We start from the raw sequence: 21,068 nt of genomic DNA on the forward strand, positions 1-21,068 counted from the left end.
AGTGATTGACTATGCAGAAAAACATATTCTTAGGAGGTAACTGAAACATGTCAGACAGCTTTCAAAGTGCCTATCAAGAAGAAGAGTACAGGTTAGAGCGAACGATGAAGGAAGTGGACAGTCAGCTGGAACGGCTGCAGAACATTCCGGTATACACCGGCCACGACTTCACAGAGCAAGTGCTGGAGGCCGGACGTGAAGAACGCCGCACCGCCTTGTCCAAGAGCGCGCAGCAACCCTATTTCGGACGCTTGGATTTCGAAGAACAGGGCAGTGGTGCACGGAAACCGCTGTATATTGGCAAAATCGGCGTAGACCGCGAAGAGGTGGGAGAGCATCCGCTCGTCATCGATTGGCGTGCTCCTGTCGCAAGCCTGTTTTACTCATTTACCGGAGGGGAAGCCTCCGCAACGTATGAAGCCCCGGAAGGACTCATTGAGGGCCTGGTTTATCTGAAACGAAACGTTGTCATTCGGCAGCGTATATTGGAACGTGTGGCAGATACGTACAATCGGGACAGTGACCAGCCAGCCGTATCGGATGAATTCCTCGTGTATCGATTGGGTGAGAACAAAGACAACAAACTCCGTGATATCGTATCTACCATTCAGGCGGAGCAGGATCAGATCATTCGTGCGGCAAGAAACACCGCATTGATTATTCAGGGTGTGGCCGGTTCGGGGAAAACAACCGTCGCACTGCATCGCCTTGCCTTCTTGCTGTATCAGTACAAGGAGCAGGTATCTGCAGAGAAAATGGTTATTTTCGCACCCAACCATATGTTCCTGGATTACATATCGGATGTACTCCCGGAGCTCGGTGTAGGGGACATTCAGCAGCGTACATTCCCGGATTGGGCGATGAACCTGCTGGGGCTGGACCTACCTTTGGCAGACACGTCGGAGACATTGAACACCTGGTTTGAAACGCCGGATGCACGTCCTGAGCTCAATGATGATGTGCCAGGGCGTTACAAAGGCTCGATCCGCTTCATGGAACTGATCCGGGAGTGGCTATCCGGGATGGAAGAGGAATCCGTACCTGATATGGACTTCAGTCCATGGGATGGTGCAGTGCTCAGCAAAGCCGAGATTGAGAACTGGTTTGGGGAAGAGTACAAACATTATCCGCTGGCGAAACGCAAAGAGCGGGTTATGGCGCGTATTCACCGCTGGATTGAGATGGAACTCAAGAAACCTTGCCCGGAAGCTGTTCGCAAAGAGCGTAAAAAGAAAGCGGCAACCCGTGAGAAGGCTTATGCCAAAAAATGGCCTCAATATGAACCACTTACGCTTTACAAACAGCTGTTCAAGGTTGTTAAAGGCGGTTCGGTACCTGCCTCGCTCAGCGGTCTTATTCCCAAATTGGTGATGAAGCAAACGGCTGCAGATCTGAAGCAGGATATCATCCGTGAAGAGGATTTGCCTGCATTGGTGTACATTCATACCTTGGTTCATGATATTGACGGCTCCGAGCGCTTCGATCACGTCGTCATTGATGAAGCGCAGGACTTTTCTCCTTTTCATGTGGCGTTATTGGATCAGTTTGTCAAAGGGCATTCCTTCACCATACTGGGCGATCTGTCCCAAGGTATTCATGAGTATCGTGGTGTTCATGCGTGGGAAGAGATGAGTTCCCTGTTTCCTGAGGAGCAGAATGCATACTTTGCACTGACCCGGAGTTATCGCTCGACGATGGAAATTATAGATTACGCCAATACGATTCTGGAGCGGGGCGTCAAGAGCGGCATTACGGCGATTCCTGTATTCCGGAGTGGTGATCCCGTACGGACATTGTCCTATGGGATAGAAGGGCGCACAGCGAGCCTTGAACAGGCTCTTAAGCTCTTAACGGTCAAAGACTATCGTACAGTTTCCATTCTGACCCGCACCCTGCATGAGGCAAAGGAGCTTCATCAGGACCTCCAGGCAGCAGGCTGGGATCTGAACTTGATTGACGGCGGCAAAAAACAGTACACAGGCGGTCACTCCGTTTTACCTGTCTATTTGTCGAAAGGGTTGGAGTTTGATGCAGTTATCGTAGCGGATAGTGATGAGAAACATTATTTGCCCAATGCGGGTGATGCGAAACTGTTATACGTTGGCTGTACACGGGCGTTACACGAACTGTGGTTATTTCACGACGGCCCATTGCCAGACTATGCTGCTGCAACCCATAATCCGGAAGGCGAGTCTGTTGCCATTCAGGGTTGGCCTGACAGCGAAGCAGAGTGAATCCTTGTTGTTGAACATAGCATTAATATAGGAAGAGCATGGCGCTGTTAAAGCACCATGCTCTTTTTTGTACTTTTCAGATGAGTATTATTATCGAGTGGCTCACCTAAAGTTTCGCTGTTATTTTTCTACTGGTCAACTTGCAGGTGTGCGTTGGGTCAAACCCGGTTTATCTAGAACTGACTTATGACTGGCGGGATGACGGTTAACCAGGAAAATGCCCAGGCAGATCATTAGACCGCCTGCACCCACAATCCAGCCGACATGCTCTTCCAACAAAACGAAGCTCGATAGCAGTCCAAACAGCGGAGCCAGAAAAAGAAAGGAACTGGTTTTGGCCGGATCTGTGTTTTGCAGCAAATAAAACCAGAGGGTGAACTGAATGATGGAACAGAAAATGGTCAGCCATACCAGGACAACGATGGATGTTGTATTTACGATAAAATGAGGCTGCTCTGTAAACACACTCAGTAGAAGCAGTACTGCGCCTCCAGCGAGCATTTGATAAGCGGTAAGTACGAATGTATCATGAGCAGCTCCCCAGCTTTTAATGAGCAACGTAGATACAGCAAAAGAGACAGCGCCGCCAAAGCCAATCCACGTTCCAGGACTCATACTCAGATGGAATCCAAAGGTTAACGCCACTCCGACAAATCCGAGAACCACACCGGTCCACTGGCTAAAACGATAGGACACACCATATAGAGCAGCACTCAGGATGATGACAAGCAAAGGATTCGTAAACGTGATAATGGCGGATTCTCCCGAACTAATCCAGTTCATGCTGTAGTAGGCGCATCCCATTACTCCCGCCGACTGGAACAGACCGATTACGGCGATTTGCATCCACTGTTTCCACCCCACAGGCATGGGACGTTTTCTGATGATCCACGCTAGTAATGCTCCTGCCAATATATAGCGAAGTCCCATTAACAAAAAGGGAGGAGCATACATCATACCGATTTTGCCTACGGGAAACGAGGTTCCCATGATGAGAGTTGTAACAAGGATCAGGAGCGTATATTTTAAAGGCTTCATCAGGATTCCTCCACTTCGCTTTCCATGCTCATAATCATAACGTCTGACCGCTATCTACTGTAATCAATTGCCCGGTCATGGAGGGTTGCTCTAGCGCGGCGCATATCATATGTGCAATGTCTTCGCTTGCCGCTATTCGCTGCAACAATAACTCACCGCCCAGACGATGCATCTGTTCTTCCTTTCCAGCCCACCAACGGGTCGCGACTGCACCCGGAATGATGGCGTTAACCCGAATAGCGGGGGATAGCGCATGTGCCAAAGACTTCGTCAAACCGTGTACTGCTGCTTTGGAAACTGCGTAAGGAAGGGATGACCCTGATCCTGTGCTGCCAGCTATACTGCCAAGGTTAACAATTGTGCCTTGGCCTGCTTGCTGCATTCCTTTCGCTACTGCTCGTGCGCAGTAAAACATGCCTTTAACATTGACGTCATATAGTTCATTCCATATGTCATCCGTTACGGATTCCAGATCCATCATTGGGATATGATGCGTAATGCTGGCATTATTTACGAGTGCGGTCACCGGTCCAACTTTTTCAGTGATCAAGGACACCATTTGACGAACCTCGGCATCGGAAGCAACATTGGCCCGAACTGCAAAAGCATGACCTCCCGCATTCAGAATATGTTGTACTGTCTCTTCGGCCTCTTCTTGAGAGCGAGAGTAATTAACGGCGACGGTGGCTCCAACATTAGCGAGCAGTATACTGGTAGCTCGGCCTATACCTGTACCACCTCCGGTTACCAAAGCTACGGTGTTCGTCCAGTTCATCATTATTAACACTCCTTAAGTGAACTCAGCGAGTAGTAAGTTGCTGTGTTCTGATTACCACGATTTTAGCTCGAAGCAGCTATACTGTATAATGATTGTTAATGGATTGGATATCATTTTGAATGATGTCTGGATGGATATAGTCATAGCTGGGAGGTTTACAATGGAGAGTGGGGATTTAAGGATATTTCAATGTGTCGCACAAGAAGGGAATCTGACCAGAGCTGCGGAGCGACTCGGTTACGTGCAGTCCAATGTCACAGCAAGGATACGACATCTGGAATCCGAAGTAGGGACACTGCTATTTATTCGTCATAATCGGGGGATGACGTTATCTCCAGCAGGTGAGATGTTACTGACGTATGCGGATAAAATTGTAGGCCTGCTCGATGAGGCAGGTAAAGCGTTGAGCTCTACAATTGAACCTTCCGGACCACTACGCATAGGCTCCACGCAAACTGCCGCAGCGGTCCGTTTACCTGAGCTTTTTTCCAAATATTATAAACAGCATCCGGCTGTCTCCTTATCTTTGACTACAGGTAACTCCCAAGTGCTTATGGATCAGGTTATTGGGTATGAATTGGAAGGGGCGTTTATCGGTTGTTCATGTGATCACCCTGATATTTCTTCTACTCCCGTATTCGATGAAGAACTATTCGTTGTCTCCTCTGGGATGGAACCGGAAGACGAAGAACTCACCAGTAAACCGATTCTGGTCTACAGCATGGGATGTTCGTATCGTCAGATTTTGGAGGAATGGTTATCGGTTAGCGGTGTAACCCGTCCGGTCATTATGGAATTTGGAACCCTTGAAGCGATTATTAGCGGGGTGACATCCGGCATGGGAATTTCACTGTTACCCGAAATCGTCATTCGGAATCAGATTGAAAATGGATTACTGCGCAAGCACACCCTCCCGGTAGGCATGAATCGTATGATGACTCATTTTATTACGCGCAAGGATGCCTTTGTCAGCAGTGCGCTTGGGGCATTTATGGGTATGCTGCCGCGGGAGTATGATATGATAGAGAATAGCGATTAAACAGAATTTAATAAGGAACAAGTAAAGGCAATCCGTTAAGGAAGTGATGAGCAATGGATTTATTTTCGTTTCAGCAAGATTCAGAACCTCAAGCAAGACTGCTTGCTGACCGTATGCGGCCAGAGCGGCTTGATGAATATATTGGGCAAGAGCAGATTATTGGACCGGGAAAATTACTTCGGCGCGCCATTGAAGCGGATCAGATCTCGTCCATCTTGCTTTATGGTCCTCCGGGATGTGGCAAGACAACACTGGCACATATTATTTCCCAGCATACCCAAGGACAGTTCGTCCGTTTGAATGCGGTGGATGCTTCTGTCAAAGATGTACGTGAAGTCATTGAGCAGGCGCAAACGAACAAGCAGTTGTATGGAACAAAAACCATTTTGTTCCTTGATGAAGTACACCGGTTTAATAGTTCACGTCAGGATGCACTGCTGCCTGCAGTAGAGAAGGGCACGATTATTTTTATCGGTGCTACGACAGAGAATCCCTTTCATTATGTGAATGGGGCCTTGATGAGCCGTTCCACGCTATTTCAGTTGGAGTCTTTGAACAAAGAGCATTCCCTGATTGCAATGCGCCGGGCACTGGTGGATGTGGATAAAGGTTTGGGATTCATGGACCTGCAGGCAGATGACGAGGCATTGGAGCATATTGCGACGATGGCAAATGGCGATATTCGGCGTGCGCTGAATGCCTTGGAACTTGCTGCACTGACTACCCCGCCAGAGAAGGATGGCTCGATTCACATTACACTTGATGTAGCTGAAGAATCCATACGCCGTCCGATTGTGAAGGCAGATGAATCGACACAATATGATGTACTGTCGGCATTTCATAAAAGCATCCGGGGTTCCAGTGATGCAGCACTGTTCTGGTTTTTGTATGCGGTAGAGAAGCTGGGCATGGATCCGATGACGTTTATACGTCGTCTGATTGCAGCGAGCAGTGAAGATATTGGACTTGCGAATCCGCAAGCGATGACCCAGGCCATTGGGGCGCTGGATGCTTATCGCAATAATGGCTGGCCTGAAGCCAAGCTGAACATTGCCCAAGCGATCCTGTTTGCTGTTGAAAGTCCGAAGTCCAATGCGGTGTATACTGCGATCTCGAAAGCAATGAATGCCATCGATGAGGTGAAATCGGCTGAGGTCCCTCTTCATCTGAGGGATACCCATTATTCCGGTGCAGTGAAGCTGGGGCATGAAGGCTACCAATACCCTCACAATTATCCGGGCCATTATGTGAAGCAGGAATATTTACCGAAACAGCTCTCACGGCGCATTTTCTATGAAGCAACAGAACAAGGCAATGAATCGAAGATTCGTCTAAACCAGCAGCGGCGCAGAGAGCTGTAAGACCGATGACCCGGGAGATGCTTGAACAATGAAAGAAATATTCTATATTGGAATCGGCGGAATTTTGGGTACATTATGCCGATATGGGATACAGTTATGGATGCCAGCAGCCAATGAAGGCTTACCTTGGGCAGTGCTGCTGATCAATGCCATTGGGAGCCTGTTTTTGGGTTGGTTCTTCACCATAGCTGTTCCAGGTAAAATAACGCCTCAACTTCGTCTTGCGATTGGAACGGGGTTTACAGGGGCATTCACCACATTCTCCACTTTTACTCTCGATATGGTCCGTTTATCTGAAGGAGGAATGTGGGGTAAGGCTGTTATATATCTCGTTGTGAGTTTACTCGCAGGGTTATTACTGTGTGCATTGGGGATTAAGGTTGGTCAGCGAATGCTGGGTAAACCGACGCAGGATGGTGTTGCACGATGATCATCTGGATTGGTTTTGCAGGAATGCTAGGTGCGGTGCTTCGCTACAGTTTGGGTCGATGGATATCCGGTTCGCTCGGAACGGCCTTCCCATGGGGGACATGGGTTATTAATATCAGTGGTTCTCTGTTACTTGGATTGCTCTATGGCTGGCATCAGTCAGCTTCAATCCCAGACGCAGTCTGGGTGATAGGGGGTACTGGATTTTGCGGAGCGTATACCACATTCTCTACGTTTGGATATGAAACCCTTGGTCTGATGGGGCAGGAACGTTACTTCAGAGCAGTTATATACGTCACAAGTTCGGTACTGATGGGGGTTGCGGCATCTTTTACAGGAGTGTGGCTGGCTGCATAATTGAAAATAATTATTTTTTTTGCAGGAAAAAGAAGGAAAAAAGCCATCCGTCATGGTATACATGAAAGATGGCTTTTGTTATAGGAATACAGGGTATTGTGCATAATCCATACGGGGATGGATTCATTTCTGTTATTGAATCTATTTCAGCGCCGGTACAGGCACTTTTTGAACCTGATCGATCGTTCCGCCGCCGAGACATACATCTCCATCATAAAACACAACGGCTTGACCAGGCGTGATCGCTTTTTGCTGTTGGTCGAACTGTACATCCACGCTGCCATCTTCCTGCCATGTCAGGGTTACACCCTGATCCGGCTGACGATAGCGGAATTTGGCGGTACAACGGAATGGTACGTTAGGCATGTGTGCTGCACCTGCGATCCAGTTTACACCTGTTGCAGTCAGACCGGTTGAATACAGGCTTGCATGTGCGTCGCCTTGAACGACAAGCAGTTGATTTTTCTCCAGATCCTTGTCTGCCACGAACCAGGGTTCACCATTACCGGAACCGCCAATGCCGAGACCTTGACGTTGTCCAAGCGTATAGTACATCAGACCATCATGACGGCCCTTCACTTCTCCGGTTGCAATATCAACCATGTCTCCACCTTTGGCTGGAAGATAGTTGCTCAGGAACTCTTTAAAGTTGCGCTCGCCGATGAAGCAGACACCTGTGCTATCTTTTTTCTTCGCGGTGTACAGGCCAGCTGCTTCTGCAATCTTGCGCACTTCCGGTTTAGGAAGATGACCAATTGGGAACATGGCTTTGGACAGCTGGTTCTGATTCAGTGCATTGAGGAAGTACGTTTGGTCTTTGTTACTGTCCACACCGCGCAGCAGTTTGAACGTTCCATCTTCTTCAATGAGGCGAGCATAGTGGCCTGTAGCCACATAGTCAGCACCGAGATCCAGTGCTTTGTTCAGGAATTCGCCGAATTTGATCTCACGATTACACATGACATCAGGATTCGGAGTCCGACCCGACTTATATTCATCAAGGAAATAGGAAAATACTTTATCAAAGTACTCTTTCTCGAAGTTGACAGTGTAGTAAGGAATGCCGATCTGTTCGCAAACCCGGCGTACGTCCTCTGAATCTTCTTCAGCGGTACAGTGGCCGAACTCGTCCGTGTCATCCCAGTTTTTCATGAAAATGCCGATGACATCGTAACCCTGCTCCTTCAGCAGCAGTGCGGTGACGGAAGAATCGACACCTCCGGACATGCCAACGACGACCCGTGTATTTTCAATTGTTTTGGACATCGTTATCACCATTTCTCTATATAAATGTGTTTCGTTTCTTATTCTAGCATAACCGGACTCAAGTTACGATACACCCGGCCAACTTTGGATAGTGTCCACCACAGGCGCACATTTTGGAATTTCGTCAATCTTTCTTTTCCATAAAGCATGTAGATATGTTAACATTAGTTGAGGGTTATGATCGGAATACGGAGGATTAGAGGGACTAGGTCTGTATTTTTCATATCCCGCTGTGGCGGATCCTGGAAAGACGGTCTTGGACCACATCCTGTTATTTTATGTTTCACAACTTGTTTTTTCGAAAATTGAAAGAGGTGACTCCTTTGAAAATATCGACAAAGGGCCGTTATGGGCTCACAATCATGATGGAGCTGGCAGCCAGAACAGGCGAAGGCCCGACATCTTTGAAAAGTATTGCCGAGCGCAACCAGCTCTCGGAGCATTATCTGGAGCAATTGATCGCTCCCCTGCGTAATGCAGGACTGGTCAAAAGTATCCGTGGCGCCTACGGCGGTTACATTCTGGCAGGCGATCCTGCTACCGTAACGGCAGGGGATGTTATTCGTGTACTGGAAGGTCCAATCTCTCCAGTGGATTTCACAGAGGAAGATGACCCAGCGAAGCGCGATTTGTGGTTGCGCATCCGTGACAGCATTGCAGAAGTATTGGATTCAACAACGCTGAAGGATCTGATTACATTCCAAGATCAGGAACAAAAAGACTCCTACATGTTCTATATCTAAAATAGTTGATGATGAGCATCACAGATGACACACTAAAGCCCCCATATTTGGGGGCTTTAGCCATGCAACCAGCTACTTTATGGATCTTCTAGCATTTTTTATTCCAACATATAACGGGGTGAAATCAATGAAAAGAATATATTTGGATCACGCCGCATCGACACCTATGCACCCACAAGTCGCGGAAGCGATGATGAAAGTTATGACAGGGCAATATGGCAATGCATCAAGTATCCATGCCTTTGGGCGTGAAGCCAAACGGACCGTCAGTGGAGCAAGGGATGTCATTGCGGCGTCTTTGGGTTGTTTCCCAGATGAACTCGTATTTACCGGAGGCGGCACGGAAAGTGACAATCTGGCGATATTTGGCGCAGTTTCAGCGAGAAACGAACGGGGACGGCACATTATTACAACAGCCATTGAACATCATGCAGTACTGCATACTTGTCAGGAACTGGAGCGACAAGGCTATGACGTGACCTATTTGCCTGTAGATGAATACGGAAGAATACGTCTGGAAGAGCTGAAAGATGCCATCCGACCAGATACAGTGCTGATCACCATGATGTACGCCAATAATGAAGTGGGCACGATTCAGCCTATCCGCGAAATTGGTGAACTGGCTCGTCAACATGATATTTTGTTCCATACCGATGCAGTTCAGGCTCTTGGCACCCAAGAAATTTCCTGCAAGGAACTGCCTGTGGATATGATCAGCTTCTCTGCTCATAAAATTAATGGCCCTCAAGGCGTGGGTGCATTATACGTACGGCGCGGAATTGTCCTAGAAGCGAGATCTCATGGTGGCCTTCAGGAACGGCAGCGACGTGCAGGTACCGAGAATATAGCGGGTATCACTGGCTTTGCGGAGGCGTTGAAAATATCAGGAGAACAAGCGGAGGCACGCCATGAACATGATCTGGCATTGCGATCATTACTGCTGGAACAATTGGAGCAGCATGTAGGGTTGGAACATTTCCACGTCAACGGACATCCGGAATTTACGCTGCCTAATATCCTGAACATTAGCTTTCCGGAAGTATCAACAGAGACGATGCTCATGAATCTGGATATGGAAGGCATCGCAGTTGCGAGCGGTTCGGCATGTACTTCCGGTTCCCTCGAAGTATCCCATGTACTCAAAGCGATGAAGTTGCCGGAGACATTTTTGCAATCCGCGATTCGTTTTAGCTGGGGGTTGGGTAATACTACGGAAGAAATCATGATAACCGCCGAAAAAATTGGAACCATTCTTGGGCGACTGCGTAATAGAGCCTAAGGGGCTCTTTGCACATGGAACAGAAGGAGGGAAGAAGTTCCATTTCATCGGTTGGATAGAAGCGGTTTTGATGATCGGCGTCTGATTGCCACTCATCAACTTTGGGCATACCTAGCAATAGCGCCGCGACTATTTAATGATAAGAAGATGAGGGGGACCCTGCGATGAAGCTTCAGGAAATGATCGGACTTGCCGTTTTTGACGTTGAGGATGGGAAGCAGGTCGGTAAAATCCAGGATTTCATTGTGAATGACGATTGGAAAATTGAAGGCATTGAACTTGAAAACAAAGGCCTGTTTACCAGTCATGTCAAAATCGTGCAGTGGCAAGATATCGTTGCCTACGGCGAAGATGCCGTCATGATCCGTAATCAACAGGCTGTCCGCAAAACGGGAGCCGACGACATAAAACACACGTACCTCCTCGGCCAGTCTAAATTGAAGGAGATGTCCGTGCTCACCGAAGAAGGTTTGCTGCTTGGACGTGTCTCTGATGTTTATTTTGACCAGGAGTTGGGAAATACAATAATAGGGATTGAAATTACGGACGGTTTTGTGTCCGATTTGATTGAGGGCCGCAAATGGCTGCCATGTACAAGCGATATGTCTATTGGGGAAAGTGCCATTATGGTGCCGCCGCTGAGTGAACAGCGCTTGGAAAATGCCATTCATTCTGTTAATGGATAGGTGAATGAATATGAAATGTCCAAACTGTAGTTCCAAAGATATTGGGAAAATCGGTTCCCACCAGTTTTATTGCTGGGGATGCTTTATCGAATTAACAGTGAACGGTGAGAAAATGTCTGTATACCAAGTGGAAGAAGACGGCACGCTCAGTTCCCTCGATGATCTTTTCTTCGGGGAAGAGCTGCCGCAAGACTTCCCTCATCTTCATGCTTCTTCTTAATAAGAAGTTTAACTTCTTCTATATGCGGTTTCATGACAAAGACTGTCATTGAATGCTGTCATGAAATGATGACAGATGTATATAGCTGCGGTTACATAGTGGTTCAAGGGAACTTGTATGAATATATGCTAACCCGGATCACAAGATGCGTCTCCTTAATCATGAAGGGGGCGCTTTTTTTTGTGCGTTAATAAATATTCCCTTCCTTACATATACTGACTTTCAGAGCCAGTCCAAAAGGGAGAGATGCAAGTGGAGCAATTAACCAAAAACAAGCTGTTCCGTTATGCCATCTGGCTGCTGCTCGGATTGATTATTCTGTATTTTATCTGGCTGCTGCGGCCATTACTGCTTCATATATATGGATTTCTGAAAACAGTGCTGGCACCATTTATCGTGGCTCTCATCATATCCTATGTTCTCAATCCGATTGTAAGCATGCTGGGAGGACGCAAAGTCCCTCGAACCATTGCCGTGTTGTTAATCTATGCTTTTTTCCTCACCTGTATCGGGGTCATCCTGATGAATGTCATTCCGGTGTTGATTGAACAGTTGGAGGAACTGAACGAGCATATGCCGGAGCTGTCGATGCGTGCCCAGAGTCTGATGAACAATATGGATCACAAATTAATGCCGCCAAGTGTGCGCACAGGTATGAACAGCTGGTTTTTCCAGATGGAGGATCGGCTCACCCAGGGGATCACAAAGCTGATGGATAATATCGGGACAACCATTAATGTGTTGTTCAATGTGTTTATCGTGCCATTTCTCATTTTCTATATGTTAAAAGATTTTGAGGTGTTCGAGCGTACGATTGTGGCGTACCTGCCCCGCTCACGGCGCAAGGCCATTGTTTCGGTTATGAAAGAGATTGATACGGCCTTGGGAAACTATATTCGCGGACAGTTTATCGTCTGTGTGATTGTGGGCATCTTTGCCTATATCGGTTACATCGTCATTGATATGCCTTATGCGCTTCTGCTCGCAAGCATTGTCGCTGTATTTAACATCGTGCCTTATTTGGGGCCGTTTCTTGGAGCTGCTCCAGCAGTAGTGATGGCGTCTACGGTATCGTTCAAAATGGTGCTCTTCGTTGTCATTGTGAACACACTGTGTCAGGTGCTGGAGAGCAACGTCATCTCCCCTCAAGTGGTAGGGAGGACTCTGCATTTGCATCCGTTGTCGATTATCTTCGCGCTCCTTGTGGGAGGCGAACTGGCGGGCATAGTGGGTCTCATTCTGGCGGTGCCAGTCTTTGCTGTTCTGAAAGTCATTGTGCAGCACTTTTTTGCCTATTACATCAAACGAAGAACGGACTGATCGTAGCAACAGTTTAGTCCTAAAGGGTGCGTTGACACCATATAGGCATATCGATATAATGGAGGGGTATGTTTAGAACAAGAAATCGATGATGAAATGAAGTACGCCGAGGGTTCCTTTCCTCAGAGAATAGACTTCTTCGGATCAGATGTAATCTGAGTCCGATGGCTGGAAGAGTCTTGAAAGTTGAAACGGCGGAAAGCTGATTTCGGAGTGCAGGACAACCCTGCCGGGAGCGACCGTTATTTCGCATCAACGAGGAGATTGTTTGTTTCATCTGCGGATGAACAGCAATAACCAGGGTGGTACCGCGATTATAATCGTCCCTGACTATCAGGGGCGTTTTTTGTGTTTGTTTTTACTTGTTAACAACCCGGAGCGAATATGCACCGGACTATTATAATTAATTGGGGGCACACCGTATGAAAGCCAGTGAAATCCGGTCCAAATGGATAGAGTTTTTTGCAAGTAAAGGTCACAAAATCGAGCCAAGCGCATCGCTTGTACCTCATAATGATCCATCCCTTCTGTGGATCAATGCGGGTATGGCACCATTGAAACCGTATTTTGACGGTCGGGAGAAACCGGAGAACCCGCGTCTCGCCAACTCCCAAAAATGTATTCGTACCAACGATATTGAAAATGTCGGTAAAACTCGCCGTCACCATACGTTCTTCGAAATGCTCGGTAACTTCTCCATTGGAGACTACTTCAAGGAAGAGACGATTACTTGGGCATGGGAATTTCTCACAAGCAAAGAGTGGATCGGTTTTGATCCGGAACGTCTCTCCGTAACGGTATACCCTGAAGACGAAGAGGCCTTCAAACTGTGGAACGAAAAAGTAGGCTTGCCTGCTGAGCGTATCATCAAACTGGATGAAAACTTCTGGGATATCGGCGAAGGCCCGTGTGGACCTTGTACTGAAATCTTCTATGATCGCGGCGAAGCTTATGGCAACGACATGAATGATCCTGAAATGTATCCAGGTGGGGAAAACGAACGTTATCTGGAAGTGTGGAACCTGGTATTCTCCCAGTTCAACCATAACAAAGATGGTAGCTACACACCGCTTCCTAACAAAAATATTGATACAGGTGCGGGTTTGGAGCGTTTTGCTTCGATTCTGCAAAATGTGGATTCCAACTTCGACACAGACCTGTTCCAACCGATGATTCAGAGAACAGCGGCACTTGCCGGTGTGAAATATAATGACAGCGTAGAAATTGACGTTGCACTGAAAGTTATTGCCGACCACATTCGGACCGTTGCCTTTGCTGTAGGTGATGGCGTTCTGCCAAGCAATGAAGGACGCGGATATGTCATTCGCCGTTTGCTCCGTCGTGCCGTACGTTACGGAAAAGTATTGGGACTCGACCGTCCATTTCTGTATGAACTGACAACGACTGTTGGTGAAGTGATGGGGATGTACTATCCGGAAGTCGTAGACAAACAGGAGTTTATCGCTAAAGTGATCAAAACCGAGGAAGAGCGTTTCCACGAAACACTCACAGATGGTCTGGCTATCCTGGCTGATATCAGCAGCACAGCCAAGTCCGAAGGGCGTACGGTTATTAGCGGGCCTGAAGCGTTCAAACTGTATGATACGTACGGTTTCCCATTTGACCTGACAGAAGATTATGCAGCAGAGCATGGTTTGACGGTAGATCGTGAAGGTTTTGATGCTTCCATGCAGAAGCAGCGTGAACTTGGTCGTGCAGGACGCCAGGAAAACGAGAGCATGAAGGTTCAAGGCGGACCGCTTGCTGATCTGGCGGTTAAAAGCGAGTTTGTTGGTTATAATGACCTGTTGACGGAAGCTAAAGTGGTAGCCATCGTTGCTGCTGACGCACTGGTAGACTCCGTAAGCGAAGGACAGACATGCCAGGTCATCCTTGACAAGACACCGTTCTATGCGGAAAGTGGCGGACAAGTGAGTGATCAGGGCTTGCTGCGCGGAGCAAGTGTAACGGCGAAAGTGCAAGGCCTGTTCAAAGCTCCGCTGGGACAACACGTACATTTGGTGACTGTAGAGTCCGGTGAACTGCGTGTAGGTGATGTGGTTAAAGCTGAAGTGGATGCGTCCAAACGCGGCGATATTATCAAAAACCATACCGCAACCCATTTGCTGCACAAAGCGCTCAAAGATGTGCTCGGAACACATGTCAATCAGGCGGGATCACTCGTAGAGCCTCAACGTCTGCGTTTTGACTTCTCGCACTTCGGCAGCATTACGCCGGAAGAATTAACAGAGATCGAGCGTCAGGTAAACGAACAGATCTGGAATCGTCTGAACGTAAACATTGAACTTAAAGCTATTGATGAAGCCAAAGAAATGGGCGCAATGGCATTGTTCGGTGAAAAATATGGCGATATCGTACGTGTGGTACAAGTCGGAGATTATAGTTTGGAACTTTGTGGCGGCTGTCACGTAAATAATACATCAGAGATCGGTATCTTCAAGCTGGTGAGCGAGAGCGGAATCGGCTCCGGCGTACGTCGGATCGAAGCTGTTACTGGCCGTGGCGCGTATCTGTATGTAGAAAGTCAGCTTGAATTGCTCAAACAATCCGCATCCCTGCTCAAAGCAAATGTGGCGGATGTACCTAAACGCATTGAAGGTCTGAATCAGCAATTGAAAGAAGCAGCGAGAGAGACTGAATCACTGCAAAGCAAGCTGAGTGCCATGGAAGCAGGCGCATTGACAGATCAAGTCGTACAAGCAGGAAACACACAATTGCTTGCAGCTCGTGTGGATGCTCCGAACATGGATGCACTGCGTACAGTGGCTGATGAATTAAAAGTAAAACTGCCGAATGCAGTACTCGTACTGGGTGCTCCAGCTGACGGCAAAGTGAATTTCGTTGTAGCTGTCCCTGCTGAACAGGTAAAACAAGGGCTGCATGCAGGTAAAATCGTCAAGGAAGTTGCGGCAGTTTGCGGCGGCGGAGGTGGCGGACGTCCTGATATGGCGCAAGCCGGAGGCAAGGATGCAAGTAAGCTGGATGAAGCGTTGAAACTGGCGGTTTCATTGGTTAGCGGGCATATTGCATAAATCCATTGAGCGGCTTTCAATCTTCAAAATATAAATCGAAATGGTTCTGTTCGTTTATATTTTGTACCCGAGAGCGAGTGGAATCGAATGATGCAATATGCTGAAGCCAGTAAAGGACAAGCAAAAAACACAATTGGCTTATCCTTTGTTTACTTGTGGCAGTCAGAATATGTTATTATATAAGCAGAAATCAATTCGGCAGGACATGGTCCCCATGTTCATGCAGGAGCGAGGTGTCATCAATGGACTCCATGGATAAGACGGTTAAATTTAATGTGAAAGCCGACGAGCAGGAAGCATCCTCCAAAGAGATTCTTCTCACGGTATATGATGCACTGGTGGATAAGGAGTATAATCCTATTAACCAGATTGTCGGGTATCTGATTTCTGGAGACCCCGCATACATCCCTCGTCACAACAATGCACGCAGTCTGGTCCGTAAAAAAGAGCGTGATGAGCTGATTGAAGAGCTTGTTCGTTCTTATCTGGCCAATCACCGGTAATGTACACCGCTTCCGCTGTGATGCAGCTATGCAGGCAGCGGGAAATGAACCGACAGAAGACAGCCTGAAGCTTGAGAAGGCGAATATTGTTCGACCTGAGCAGGCTTGAGGATGGGAGAGCATGGATGAAAATATTAGGTTTGGACTATGGGGACCGGAGAATCGGAGTTGCCGCTAGTGACGCCTTCGGTTGGACTGCCCAGGGATTGGAAGTACTTGAACGCCGCCGGGATGAAGGTGAGTTCGCTCGGATTGCGGAGCTTGTGCGTGAGCATGAGATCGGCGAGATTGTTGTCGGACTTCCCAAAAACATGAACGGCACCGTAGGGCCGCGTGGTGAAATATGCATTGCTTTTGCCGAACGCCTGCGGGGCGAACTGAATTTACCTGTTCACCTTTGGGATGAACGACTGACAACCATGGCAGCAGAACGAACGTTGCTTGAAGCGGATGTCAGTCGCAAAAAACGCAAGCAGGTTGTGGACAAAATGGCCGCAAGCTTGATTTTGCAAAATTATTTGGATGCCAATAGTAAAAGGTGAGGGGGATCAACAATGGCTGAAGATCAACTGGGTATGGAAGAAGAATCGGAGATTATTTACATTGCGGATGACGAGGGTAATGAAGAGGAATTCGAAGTCATCATGAAATTCGAAGTGGACGGTTCGGAGGCCAAGTACATGATGGTTGCTCCGGTTGAACCCGAAGATGGAGAGACGGATGTTTATGCATTCCGTTATGAAGAAGAGGGCGACGATATCAAACTTTTCGTCATCCAAGATGATGCCGAATGGGATATCGTCGAGGAGACGTTTAATACATTTCTTGCAGAAGATGAAGAGGAAGCGAACTAAATGACAGAATACAGCCGCGAAGACTTGAAATGGACAGATTCGCTGCGTCTGGCTTTTGGTGCTCACGTTGAGCTGGAAGAAGAGAACGGTAAATCGCATCCGTATGACCTGCTGGCTGAGTTTGAAGTGAAGGGCCAACAGTATGCGGTGCTCCGCAGTTCATTACGTCCTTATGACGAAGTTGAACTTTTGCGGGTTTTACCGGGAAGTGAAGGCCAGATCATGCCGGAATTAGTTACGATTGACGATGATGATGAGTGGGAGAACATCTCTGAACTGTATGATGAGTGTACACTCCCCATTGACGAAGATTGATTGATCAGCTTCAAATTGAAGAAACCGGAAGGGCGGAGAAGTCCGCTCTTTTTGGTTGTGTAAAGGAGTTGTGTCTTTTTTGAAAGGAAAAGCGATTTTAGTCTTTCTGCTTATCGTCGTGGTTGTTGCTGGAGGCGCTGGCGTATATGTCTGGAGCATGATGCGTCCCGTACAAGCATCCACAGAACCGATCGTTTTCGAGATCAAGAGCGGGTCAGGAACTTCCAAAATTGCCGACCAGTTGGAGCAGGAAGGTCTGATTCGAAGTGGTTTAGCATTTAAGGGATACCTGAAATGGAAGAAACAAGGATCGAATTTTATGGCAGGTACATATTCCTTAAATCCAGGTGTGTCATACGATGAGATTATTAATAAGTTAAGTAACGGTGAAGTTGTGCCTGAGGAAATGGTGAAATTTACGATTCCGGAGGGTTATACCGTTTTGCAAATGGCGGGTAAGCTTTCTTATGAGCATGTCGTAGATCGAGATGAATTCATCAAGCTGGCTAATGATCCTTCGGCTTTTGATGTAGATTTCGTCAAAAATATTCCAGTGGATGAAGAACTTCGCTACGTATTGGAAGGGTATCTGTTCCCGGAAACGTATGAGCTGAAAAAGGGAAGTTCCACGCATGATGTGATGCAACGGATGTTGGAAGAATTTCAGACCAAGATTAATTCCATTCCTGATTTGGAAGCCAAGCTCCAAGAGAAGAACCTTTCCCTGCATGAACTGCTGACCATTGCGTCACTAGTGGAAAAAGAAGTTGTAGTGGATGAGGAACGTGCTCTGGTTGCCGGGGTAATCTACAATCGGATTAATCAGGATATGAAGCTGGAGATTGATGCTACCGTGCAATATCTGCTCGACAAGCCGAAGGAGCGGTTGTTTTTCAAGGATCTGAAGGTACAGAGCCCCTATAATACGTATCTGAACAAAGGGCTGCCACCAGGACCAATTGCCAGTCCAAGTCTTCCGTCCATTGAGGCAGCGCTAAATCCGGAAGCTTCGGAGTATCTGTTCTATGTGACGAAAAAGGATGGCTCGTCTGGACATCTGTTTGCCAAAACGTATAAGGAACATCAGCAAAATATAGCCAAAAGTAAGGCTGCGCAATAAGCGGAGGGGATGTATATGAGTACGAAACATGAACTGCTCGTTACGGCGGCAAATGTGAACGAGGCAGAGGTGCTGCTTCAAGCAGGAGCAGATGCTTTGTTAATTGGGGATGATCGCTTCGGCATGCGTCTTCCCGGCAGCTTCAGTGTGGAAGAAACAGCAGAGGTCGTTGCCGTTGCAGCGAAACATCAGGCTCGTGTATACGTGTCTATGAACAATCTGATGTCCAATGAGTTGTTAAAGGAATTACCTGAATATGTTCAAGCACTGGGTAAAATCGGTGTTCATGGGGTGGAGTTCAACGACCCTTCTGTGCTCGCCGCTATTAAGGAGCATGCTCCTCATATCCAGCTGCACTGGAACGCTGAGATGACATCGACCAACTATGCAACAGCCAACTACTGGGGAACCAAAGGCGCGAGTCGTGTTGTGCTTGCTCGGGAGTTGAATATGGACGAGCTGACGGAAATGGTTCCATTCCTGAAGGTAGAAGCCCAGGTTCAAGTGCATGGCATGACGAACATTTATCATTCCAAACGGAGTCTGGTGCAAAGTTATATGTCCCATCAAGGGCGTCCTGTAGATGGGCATTTGGGTAAAGAGCGTGGTTTATTTCTGATCGAGGCCGAACGTCGGGATGAGAAGTTCCCGATCTATGAAGATGTGAACGGAACTCACATTATGAGCTCCGAGGATATCTGTATTCTCGAAGATCTTCATCTGTTGATGGAGGCCGGGGTACACAGCTTTAAAATCGAAGGCATGTTAAAACCACTTGCGTATAACGAAGCTGTTGTACGTGCATACCGTATAGCTCTGGATAGTTATGCGGCTGATGCCGATGCTTATGCATTTTGTGAAGAATGGCTGGACGAGGTTCGTCAATTGCAGGACCCTGAACGGGAATTGTCGTTTGGATTTTTCTATAAAGAACAGGTGTATTAATAGACGAGGTGAACAACATGGAAACAGTGGCGGTACAGCGGAAGTTCTCGGGTAAACGTAACCGTCTGGACAAACCGGAGTTGCTTGCTCCGGCGGGCAATCTGGAAAAACTTAAATTTGCAATCCATTATGGTGCGGATGCTGTGTATATCGGTGGACAGGCATACGGATTGCGTTCCAACGCGGATAACTTCAGCTTTGAAGAAATGCGCGAGGGTGTGGAATTCGCCAAAAAATATGGAGCCAAAGTTTTCGTGGCAACCAATATTTATGCTCATAATGAAGATATCGAAGGTATTCAAGCGTATTTGCAAAACTTGTATGATGCAGGAATAGCAGCTATTATCGTAGCAGATCCAGCAATTATTGAAGTGGCTCAGCGTGCAGTACCGGGTCTGGAAGTGCATTTGAGTACACAACAATCCACTCTGAACTGGCAAGCTGTGAAGTTCTGGAAGGATGAAGGTCTTCCACGCGTCGTTCTTGGTCGTGAGACAAGCTTTGAGGAGATTGAAGAAATCAAAGCCAATGTGGATATCGAGATCGAAGCCTTTATTCATGGAGCGATGTGTTCGTCATATTCCGGACGTTGTGTGTTGTCCAACCATTTTACGGATCGTGACTCCAACCGGGGTGGCTGCTGCCAATCCTGCCGCTGGAAGTATGATCTCTTTGAAGATGCCCGGGAAGATACCGTGTGGGTCAGCGAAGAAGAAATGCAAATGCAGGCACCTGCACCATTCAAATTGGGCGAGAACCAGCTGCCCCTATTCCAGGAACAGGACAATTCTTTTTCCATGGGTTCGAAGGATCTGTGTATGATTGGGCATATTCCTGAGCTGATTGATGTTGGTGTGGATAGCTTCAAAATCGAAGGTCGCATGAAGTCGATTCACTACGTGGCTACCGTGGTTAACGTATATCGTCAGGCTATCGATTCTTATATGGCTGACCCGGAGAACTATGTATTGAAGCCTGAGTGGGTAGAGGAAATGAACAAGGCAGCGAATCGTCCACTGAATACCGGATTTTTCTATGATACACCGGATCATGAGGATCACATCTATGAACCGGAAGAAAAAGCGGTACCTTTTGACTTTGCTGGATTGGTTATGGACTATGATGCGGCTACAGGAATGGCGACCATTCAACAGCGCAATCATTTCAAACCTGGACAGGAGATCGAATTTTTTGGTCCGGGAGGCCACTTTTTCAAACAGGTGGTTGGGGAATTGCAGGATGAAGAAGGCAACGTAATCGATGCAGCCCGTCACCCGTTACAGCGTGTAAAAATGAAGGTGGATCAACCTGTGTCCTACTTTGATATGATGAGAAAAAAGAAGTAGGTTCAAATGCCTAGTTTTTAACAAAATAATATTATGTTTTAACAATATAGTGTTATAAAATTTACAAATTCGACCTCCGTATATCGGTATATGGGGGTCTTTTTTTTATAGAAAAATAGGAAAAAAGTTGTAATAAATTTCGAAAAAACGAAAGGGGAAAGGAGAAAGCTGTCGAATACTAC

21 protein-coding genes are annotated in these 21,068 nt (G+C 47.4%); 18 read left to right on the plus strand and 3 right to left on the minus strand.

Annotated features, from left to right (window positions below; all coding sequences use genetic code 11):
* Positions 1-47 precede the first annotated feature (47 nt).
* Entirely contained in the window at positions 48-2,234 is a 2,187-nt protein-coding gene (locus ACR1R9_RS02725) for a HelD family protein (protein ID WP_433921818.1), read from the plus strand.
* A gap of 135 nt (positions 2,235-2,369) precedes the next feature.
* On the opposite strand, the gene ACR1R9_RS02730 is transcribed toward ACR1R9_RS02725, so the two are convergent.
* Positions 2,370-3,272, minus strand: coding sequence for a DMT family transporter (locus tag ACR1R9_RS02730; RefSeq protein WP_433921817.1), 903 nt, complete (start codon positions 3,270-3,272; stop codon positions 2,370-2,372).
* A gap of 34 nt (positions 3,273-3,306) precedes the next feature.
* Positions 3,307-4,047, minus strand: coding sequence for an SDR family NAD(P)-dependent oxidoreductase (locus ACR1R9_RS02735; protein WP_076288260.1), 741 nt, complete (start codon positions 4,045-4,047; stop codon positions 3,307-3,309).
* 163 nt (positions 4,048-4,210) lie between these two features.
* On the opposite strand from ACR1R9_RS02735, the gene ACR1R9_RS02740 reads away from it, so the two are divergent.
* The 4 genes from ACR1R9_RS02740 to crcB (ACR1R9_RS02755) are packed head-to-tail and all read left to right on the plus strand — an operon-like array spanning position 4,211 to position 7,236.
* On the plus strand, positions 4,211-5,089 hold the full coding sequence (locus ACR1R9_RS02740) for a LysR family transcriptional regulator (RefSeq protein WP_433921816.1): 879 nt from the start codon (positions 4,211-4,213) through the stop codon (positions 5,087-5,089).
* A gap of 53 nt (positions 5,090-5,142) precedes the next feature.
* Complete coding sequence (locus ACR1R9_RS02745) at positions 5,143-6,450, plus strand: replication-associated recombination protein A (protein WP_076287761.1); 1,308 nt, start codon at positions 5,143-5,145, stop codon at positions 6,448-6,450.
* A 28-nt stretch (positions 6,451-6,478) separates the two neighbouring features.
* Positions 6,479-6,880 carry a fluoride efflux transporter CrcB gene (gene crcB / locus ACR1R9_RS02750; RefSeq protein WP_099856789.1) on the plus strand — a complete coding sequence of 134 codons (402 nt, stop codon included), beginning with the start codon at positions 6,479-6,481 and terminating at the stop codon, positions 6,878-6,880.
* Positions 6,877-7,236, plus strand: coding sequence for a fluoride efflux transporter CrcB (gene crcB / locus ACR1R9_RS02755; protein ID WP_076287763.1), 360 nt, complete (start codon positions 6,877-6,879; stop codon positions 7,234-7,236). Before crcB (ACR1R9_RS02750) ends, crcB (ACR1R9_RS02755) begins: the two co-directional genes overlap by 4 nt.
* Before the next feature lie 141 nt (positions 7,237-7,377).
* Here crcB (ACR1R9_RS02755) and mnmA read toward each other — a convergent pair whose 3' ends face one another.
* Positions 7,378-8,502 carry a tRNA 2-thiouridine(34) synthase MnmA gene (mnmA, locus tag ACR1R9_RS02760; RefSeq protein WP_433948825.1) on the minus strand — a complete coding sequence of 375 codons (1,125 nt, stop codon included), beginning with the start codon at positions 8,500-8,502 and terminating at the stop codon, positions 7,378-7,380.
* Positions 8,503-8,825: 323 nt separating this feature from the next.
* Between mnmA and cymR the strand changes: the two genes are divergently transcribed.
* The 13 genes from cymR to ACR1R9_RS02825 all read left to right on the plus strand — a co-directional run bounded on the left by cymR (position 8,826) and on the right by ACR1R9_RS02825 (position 20,886).
* On the plus strand, positions 8,826-9,245 hold the full coding sequence (gene cymR, locus ACR1R9_RS02765; protein WP_076287765.1) for a cysteine metabolism transcriptional regulator CymR: 420 nt from the start codon (positions 8,826-8,828) through the stop codon (positions 9,243-9,245).
* 127 nt (positions 9,246-9,372) lie between these two features.
* Complete coding sequence (locus tag ACR1R9_RS02770) at positions 9,373-10,524, plus strand: cysteine desulfurase family protein (RefSeq protein WP_433921815.1); 1,152 nt, start codon at positions 9,373-9,375, stop codon at positions 10,522-10,524.
* Positions 10,525-10,688: 164 nt separating this feature from the next.
* Entirely contained in the window at positions 10,689-11,210 is a 522-nt protein-coding gene (locus ACR1R9_RS02775; protein WP_024633069.1) for a PRC-barrel domain-containing protein, read from the plus strand.
* 10 nt (positions 11,211-11,220) lie between these two features.
* The gene (locus tag ACR1R9_RS02780) at positions 11,221-11,430 is read left to right on the plus strand and encodes a hypothetical protein (RefSeq protein ID WP_024633070.1); all 210 of its coding nucleotides are present in this window, start codon (positions 11,221-11,223) and stop codon (positions 11,428-11,430) included.
* A 252-nt stretch (positions 11,431-11,682) separates the two neighbouring features.
* The gene (locus tag ACR1R9_RS02785) at positions 11,683-12,750 is read left to right on the plus strand and encodes an AI-2E family transporter (RefSeq protein WP_076287766.1); all 1,068 of its coding nucleotides are present in this window, start codon (positions 11,683-11,685) and stop codon (positions 12,748-12,750) included.
* A gap of 422 nt (positions 12,751-13,172) precedes the next feature.
* On the plus strand, positions 13,173-15,803 hold the full coding sequence (gene alaS, locus ACR1R9_RS02790; protein ID WP_433921814.1) for an alanine--tRNA ligase: 2,631 nt from the start codon (positions 13,173-13,175) through the stop codon (positions 15,801-15,803).
* A gap of 242 nt (positions 15,804-16,045) precedes the next feature.
* Complete coding sequence (locus ACR1R9_RS02795) at positions 16,046-16,306, plus strand: IreB family regulatory phosphoprotein (RefSeq protein ID WP_024633073.1); 261 nt, start codon at positions 16,046-16,048, stop codon at positions 16,304-16,306.
* 125 nt (positions 16,307-16,431) lie between these two features.
* A complete protein-coding gene (gene ruvX / locus ACR1R9_RS02800) occupies positions 16,432-16,848 on the plus strand; it encodes a Holliday junction resolvase RuvX (protein WP_076287768.1) in 417 nt (138 codons plus the stop codon).
* A 12-nt stretch (positions 16,849-16,860) separates the two neighbouring features.
* Positions 16,861-17,160, plus strand: coding sequence for a DUF1292 domain-containing protein (locus ACR1R9_RS02805; protein WP_024633075.1), 300 nt, complete (start codon positions 16,861-16,863; stop codon positions 17,158-17,160).
* Positions 17,161-17,475, plus strand: coding sequence for a DUF1292 domain-containing protein (locus ACR1R9_RS02810; RefSeq protein WP_024633076.1), 315 nt, complete (start codon positions 17,161-17,163; stop codon positions 17,473-17,475).
* Between the two features lie 79 nt (positions 17,476-17,554).
* Positions 17,555-18,595 carry an endolytic transglycosylase MltG gene (gene mltG, locus ACR1R9_RS02815; protein ID WP_257219492.1) on the plus strand — a complete coding sequence of 347 codons (1,041 nt, stop codon included), beginning with the start codon at positions 17,555-17,557 and terminating at the stop codon, positions 18,593-18,595.
* Positions 18,596-18,610: 15 nt separating this feature from the next.
* Positions 18,611-19,540 carry a peptidase U32 family protein gene (locus ACR1R9_RS02820; protein WP_433921813.1) on the plus strand — a complete coding sequence of 310 codons (930 nt, stop codon included), beginning with the start codon at positions 18,611-18,613 and terminating at the stop codon, positions 19,538-19,540.
* A 17-nt stretch (positions 19,541-19,557) separates the two neighbouring features.
* Positions 19,558-20,886: a peptidase U32 family protein gene (locus ACR1R9_RS02825; RefSeq protein ID WP_076287770.1), complete on the plus strand. Its 1,329-nt coding sequence runs from the start codon at positions 19,558-19,560 to the stop codon at positions 20,884-20,886.
* Positions 20,887-21,068: the final 182 nt, after the last annotated feature.

Origin of the sequence: Paenibacillus taichungensis (assembly GCF_050994985.1) — a bacterium.
Taxonomy (GTDB): domain Bacteria; phylum Bacillota; class Bacilli; order Paenibacillales; family Paenibacillaceae; genus Paenibacillus; species Paenibacillus taichungensis.